Raw genomic sequence first — 4,483 nt, 5'->3', positions numbered from 1 at the left:
CTGACCATTCCTAGTGTTTTTGTTGCGTTCTGATGTATGAATACATCATGAAACAAATTAGCTGTGTTTTGTTGACGCTGGTTCTACCTCAATTGGTTTTTGTTCAGCCACAATTTCAGGTTCATCTTCTGTGATTATCTCATCCTGCTGTGCAGTCAAGGCAGGTTGTTGTTCAGCATGTTCATGCTCTTCAACATATTGGCTTGCCAGTTGCTGGATACCAGTTTCCACCTTTTCCTCCACAGATGGCTGATCGGCAGCATTTTCTTTTGCCCGAACATCAACATGGGTAATCACATCATTTTTAGTTGCTTCCGCTGTAGACGGTTTATGTGATTCAGTTTCAATTGGATTTAACAGTTTTGGACTGGCCTTGCGAAGCAAGGCTTCGGCCTTGTAATAAGCAGCCAAAGGGGAAATCTTTTCATCTGGATGCTCATTTAAATAGAAACGTGCCGCACCAAATACTGACTGAGACTTATGCCCTACATCCTCAAGCAGTTTCCAGCTATAAAAGCTGCCCAATGCCGCACCTGCCACAGGAGTCAGCTTACCAATCACAGAGGCTTGGGGAATACGGTTGAGCCATCCCCACTTAAATTGTCCCTCATCATCAACTAGCCATTTCCTGATCATTTCAATATCGTTATTTGAACCCAACAATTGCTGGAACTGTTGCAGGTCATGGGTTTCCAGCATGGATTTCACGGCTTTCAATGTAAGTAGCAGGGTTTGCTTTTCCGCCACAAGGCTCAAATCAATTTCCTTGAAAATAAATGCAACAATTTCCTGGTCTGTGTCGCCATTGAGGTCAAAGCCATGGGAACGACCTGTTTGATATACAGTTCTCAATGCCAGAACTATTGAGGCAGGAATGTCTATTGCCGCACCCCACACCCCTGTTGCACCTGTAATCAAACCCTGCACCGCAGCCAAAAGCTTGTTCTGTTCAATCAAGGCCTGACTCAGACGCTGGGAACGACCTGTATCCCTGGTGAGTTCAGCAATGTCTTTCACCCCTGCCTCCTCAAGAATTTTTTCTGTTAAAGAGGTGTTTGAACTAAACTCATTTAGCCACTGAAACAGGTATTCAGAGACTTTTTCCCCAAGGTCTGGCGATATAAAGGTGGCGAAATTATTGACCCGCGTGTAATGACGACCCAGCAACTGGTTTGACAGTTTAGGCAATTGCTGGCGCAGCATCTGTTGTGGTGTTTCATACCTTTCCACCTCAAATGGAGGTTTGAAGCGGGCACTTCCCTCAATCACATTTGATGAATGGGCGAGTTCCGCTGCGGAAGTCGTTGGGGCAAGCTGACGTTTTTGTAATTCTGAACTGAGCTTTTTAGCCACTCCAAAGGCCTGTGCCAATAAACCTGAAGATTGCTTATTTTGGGATTTTGTCATCAAATACCTCTGCTCTGTAATTGTGTGCATTTCTAGGTAGATACTAGGTTGAATATCTATTTATCTCAACTTTTATGTGTGTACTTTCATTACGTTTCGTCACAACATGACTGATATTTACTAATATTTACACAACTGGAAATAGGCATAAAATTTGCCATAAGAAATAAAAAACCTTTCTGCTATCATGGTGTCATTCACTTATAAGCTGTTTTAATCGTTATATTCTCCTGATTTATGAATAACGATTATCGTACATAGCTTAGCATTACCATAAAAGGGATCTGTAAATGAAACGTGTTGTAATCACTGGTATGGGCATCAACTCATGCATCGGCAACTCTTTGGAAGAGGTTACTCATTCTTTAAAAAATGGAATCTCTGGGACACGTTTTAACCCAACTTATGCTGAACTTAATTTCAAGAGCCATGTCAGCGCGGCGGCTGTTCAAGATTTTGATGGCATTGACCGTAAAATTAAACGTTTTATGGGTGTCTGTGCCATGTATGCCTACAATGCGGCGATTGCGGCGGTAGAAAATGCAGGCCTTAAACAGGAAGACCTGGCCAATAACCCACGTTATGGGATTACAGGTGGTAGTGGCGGTAATTCAACCGCCTCTGTTGCTGAAATGGTGAAACTTTTAGAGGAAAAAGGCGCACGTAAAATTGGACCTTTCTTTGTTCCACGCAATATGAGCAACACCATTACTGCAAACGTTGGTGTGTCATTAAAACTTCAGGGTATCGCTCACTCCATTACCAGTGCATGTGCGACATCTGCCGATGCGATTGGCTATGCTTACAACCTGATTCAACTTGGTAAACAAGACCTGATGCTGGCAGGTGGTGGTGAAGAAGATCACTGGTCTCAAAGCCTGCTTTTTGATGCAATGGGCGCATTGTGCTCTAAATATAATGATAGCCCAGAAACAGCTTCACGTCCTTATTCAAAAGACCGTGATGGTTTCGTCATTGCAGGCGGTGGTGGTTTCGTTATTCTTGAATCACTGGAACATGCTCAGGCCCGCGGTGCTAAAATTTTGGCGGAAGTTGTCGGTTATGCAGCGAATAGTGATGGTGCTGACATGGTTGCGCCAAGTGGTGAAGGTGCAACCCGCTGTATCCTCATGGCACTGGAAGAAGCCAAACAACATGGTGTTGAGCAGATTGATTATATCAACACGCATGGTACCTCCACCCCTGCTGGTGATGTGACGGAGCTTAAAGCAATCGAACGTGCTTTTGGTGAAGGTCAGGTTCCACCATTAAGTTCAACCAAATCCATGACGGGTCATAGTCTGGGTGCCGCTGGTGTTCAAGAAGCGATTTATTCTGTACTAATGATGCAAAATGACTTTATTGCACCAAATATCAACGTCACAGAACTGGATGAGGGCGCACAAGGTTTCGATATTGTACTTGAAAAACGTGATGCAAAACTGAATACTATCATGAGTAACAGTTTTGGCTTTGGCGGTGTAAACGCCTGCCTCATTTTCAAGAAGTGGGATGCATAATCCCACCTAGGATGATCGATGGATGCACCTTCTGATGCTTTCTTGTGGGTTAAAGCATTACATATTATCGCTGTGGTGTGTTGGTTCGCTGCATTATTCTATCTGCCTCGTCTTTATGTTTACCATGCGATGAGTGAAGATACTGTCAGTCATCAGCGCTTTGAGGTCATGGAACGTAAATTGTACCGTGGCATTATGTGGCCATCCATGATTGCTACACTCATCACCGCCCATTTCCTTGTGGACTGGGGGGATGCCACCAGACACTATCATGAAGCGTTATGGTTTTATCTTAAAGTCGGTTTGGTGGGTTTACTGGTGATTTACCATTTTGTATGTGGTTATTACCGTAAAAAACTGATTGGTAATGCCCACTACAAATCACATAAGTTTTGGCGGTTCTTTAATGAAATGCCCACCCTGATCCTACTTGCAGTGGTCATTTTAGTTGTGGTAAAACCTCAGTTTTAACTGGGGTTTTTCTTTTCAAGTGAAGATAATTCCCAACAATAATTTTAATCCCAGATATCATCAAATATGTCCCAGCCCACACAATCGTTGATACAGAGATTAGAAGCCAGATTTATTTCCAGCCTAATTGTTCATTTCAGGATAAATGAATTTGAATGTCGTGGACTCACGCAGGGTGAAGTGGAGATTGCACAGCAGGTTTTTGGCAACCTGATCAACTATGATCAGGTAAGAATTTTTAATACCCCTTATTTACCTTGGCAGCCAGCCAATATTTTTATCGCACCGAATGGCAATTTATTCGCATGTCAACCCTCTTTCAGTGCAGACTATTCAAAATGCTCAATGGCATTACAGGGTGTTTTTATTCATGAGCTGGCACATATTTTACAATACCAGCAACAGACTAATGTCATTCTGAAAGGTGCAATCCTACAACTGGGCTATTATCTAAGTTTTAAAAAATACAATCCTTACTGTTATCCATTTATTCAGGGCAAAGCTTTTGAGGATTATAATATTGAACAGCAGGGTGACATTGCACGAGATATTTTTTTCAGGAAAATTCCAAATATCATTAAAAAATAAAAAGCCCCGTGATTTTATCCACAGGGCTTTTTAGGTAATTGGATCGCAATCTACTTTAAACAATAGAGCCTTTGCGAGCTTCTGGGCTGTGTTCATGACTATCATCCATTTCAGTCGTAAAATCCACACGCATTGCATCCTTAACAATTGTACCAACACGCCCTACGCCAATTACCAAACCAAATGCAACCACTGGAAATAAAATTACTGGAATCATTACTACTTACCTCTCATGTTAAAAATCAGGTTCTTCTGAACTTATTTAAGTTCCTGCTCTTGTTCTCGGAACATGACTGTACCAATACGACCAACAACCACAGCCAGACCAAATGCAATTACAGGAAACCATACTACTGACATAGCGAATACCTCTTTTTTTCTGATCATGTATTACAACATGATGCTTCATTGGATAACAATAGTGTACACATGTTCACATTAATTAAGATAATAGCAGTGTACAGTTGTACACTCAAGCGTAGCAAAGTAACTCCCGA

At 42.1% G+C, this 4,483-nt stretch carries 5 protein-coding genes; 3 read left to right on the top strand and 2 right to left on the bottom strand.

From position 1 onward, the window contains the following. Positions 1-57: 57 nt before the first annotated feature. A complete protein-coding gene (locus tag B4H32_RS11390) occupies positions 58-1,407 on the bottom strand; it encodes an EcsC family protein (RefSeq protein ID WP_004682816.1) in 1,350 nt (449 codons plus the stop codon). 290 nt (positions 1,408-1,697) lie between these two features. Here B4H32_RS11390 and B4H32_RS11385 point away from each other — a divergent pair, with 290 nt between their 5' ends. From B4H32_RS11385 to B4H32_RS11375, 3 genes are all read left to right on the top strand, one after another. Further along, positions 1,698-2,927, top strand: a complete 1,230-nt coding sequence (locus tag B4H32_RS11385) for a beta-ketoacyl-ACP synthase II (protein WP_004757371.1) — start codon at positions 1,698-1,700, stop codon at positions 2,925-2,927. Between the two features lie 18 nt (positions 2,928-2,945). Continuing rightward, positions 2,946-3,398: a protoporphyrinogen oxidase HemJ gene (hemJ, locus tag B4H32_RS11380; protein WP_004676559.1), complete on the top strand. Its 453-nt coding sequence runs from the start codon at positions 2,946-2,948 to the stop codon at positions 3,396-3,398. A gap of 66 nt (positions 3,399-3,464) precedes the next feature. Next, on the top strand, positions 3,465-3,986 hold the full coding sequence (locus B4H32_RS11375; protein ID WP_286803136.1) for a hypothetical protein: 522 nt from the start codon (positions 3,465-3,467) through the stop codon (positions 3,984-3,986). 55 nt (positions 3,987-4,041) lie between these two features. On the opposite strand, the gene B4H32_RS11370 is transcribed toward B4H32_RS11375, so the two are convergent. Further along, entirely contained in the window at positions 4,042-4,203 is a 162-nt protein-coding gene (locus B4H32_RS11370; RefSeq protein WP_004676555.1) for a hypothetical protein, read from the bottom strand. Positions 4,204-4,483: the final 280 nt, after the last annotated feature.

Origin of the sequence: Acinetobacter sp. UBA2063 (assembly GCF_002333245.1) — a bacterium.
Classification (GTDB): domain Bacteria; phylum Pseudomonadota; class Gammaproteobacteria; order Pseudomonadales; family Moraxellaceae; genus Acinetobacter; species Acinetobacter parvus.
This window is presented reverse-complemented; position numbering and strand designations above follow the sequence as displayed.

What these genes read in the sequence shown, in the direction of transcription:
- B4H32_RS11390 (WP_004682816.1), bottom strand. Translation starts at nt 1,407, where the DNA reads ATGACAAAATCCCAAAATAAGCAATCTTCAGGTTTATTGGCACAGGCC.
- B4H32_RS11385 (WP_004757371.1), top strand. Translation starts at nt 1,698, where the DNA reads ATGAAACGTGTTGTAATCACTGGTATGGGCATCAACTCATGCATCGGC.
- hemJ (WP_004676559.1), top strand. Translation starts at nt 2,946, where the DNA reads ATGGATGCACCTTCTGATGCTTTCTTGTGGGTTAAAGCATTACATATT.
- B4H32_RS11375 (WP_286803136.1), top strand. Translation starts at nt 3,465, where the DNA reads ATGTCCCAGCCCACACAATCGTTGATACAGAGATTAGAAGCCAGATTT.
- B4H32_RS11370 (WP_004676555.1), bottom strand. Translation starts at nt 4,203, where the DNA reads ATGATTCCAGTAATTTTATTTCCAGTGGTTGCATTTGGTTTGGTAATT.